This is a genomic window from Caulobacter sp. (assembly GCF_017744445.1).
Lineage (GTDB): Bacteria > Pseudomonadota > Alphaproteobacteria > Caulobacterales > Caulobacteraceae > Caulobacter.
In genome coordinates, this window is record NZ_JAGIBH010000064.1 from 1 (window position 1) to 854 (window position 854).

Here is an 854-nt window from a genome sequence, read left to right on the forward strand (position 1 = left end):
ACCTTCTACCGCGCGTCGAAGACCAAGGGCGTCAAGGGCGCCGGCTCGATCCAGGGCGGGCCGCCCGACCGCGCGCGCCGCTTCGCGCCCATCGCCCATGAGAGCACCCGGACGACCGGAATCAAGCACCTGGCCGGGACGATCTCCATGGCCCGCAACGCGCCCGGCACGGCCACCTGCGACTTCTTCATCTGCGCCAGCCCGCAGCCTTATCTGGACGCCCATCCGGGCGGAAAAGGCGACAACGAGGGCTTCGCGGCCTTCGGCGGGGTGGTCCAGGGGCTGGACGTCGTGAAGAAGATCCTGGCCCTGAAGGCGGACGGCCCGGCCCTCTACGAGGCCATGAAGGGGCAGATGCTGAATCCGCCGGTGAAGATCATCTCGATGAAGCGGGGGTAGGTTTTGAACCCCTCTCTCAAAGAGAGAGGGTGTCTACCTCAAGCCGCCGTCGGCTTGCTCTCGTGGGCCTGGGTCAGCATTACGTGGACGGCGTCGGCCGAGCGGGCCTGACGCAGTTGCTCGCGCAGGTCGGGCTGGCGCATCAGGCGTGAGATGCGGGCCAGGGCGCGCAGGTGGCTGGAATCGGCTTCCTTGGGCGCGAACAGGGCCACCAGCAGGTCGACGGGCTTGTCGTCCACCGCCCCGAAGGCCACGGGCGTCTCCAGGCGCACGAAGACAGCCCGCACCCGGTCGATGTCGGCCAGACGGGCGTGCGGGAGGGCCACGCCCTGTCCCACGCCCGTCGATCCGACGGCCTCACGCTCGAGCAAACCTTCCAGCGCCCCATGGGCGTCGACGCCGAACGCACGGGCGGCGACGTCGGCGATCACGCCGAGAACCTGACGCTTGTTGGC

Annotated in this window: 2 protein-coding genes; one reads left to right on the top strand and one right to left on the bottom strand. The window is 69.2% G+C overall.

Annotated elements, in window-relative coordinates; translation table 11 throughout:
• Positions 1–399 (top strand): peptidylprolyl isomerase (locus tag J7528_RS23605; protein WP_291879723.1); only part of this gene is annotated, 399 nt, incomplete at its 5' end.
• A gap of 38 nt (positions 400–437) precedes the next feature.
• Here J7528_RS23605 and J7528_RS23610 read toward each other — a convergent pair.
• A partial coding sequence (locus J7528_RS23610; protein ID WP_291879726.1) for a PTS sugar transporter subunit IIA occupies positions 438–854 on the bottom strand: 417 nt, incomplete at its 5' end.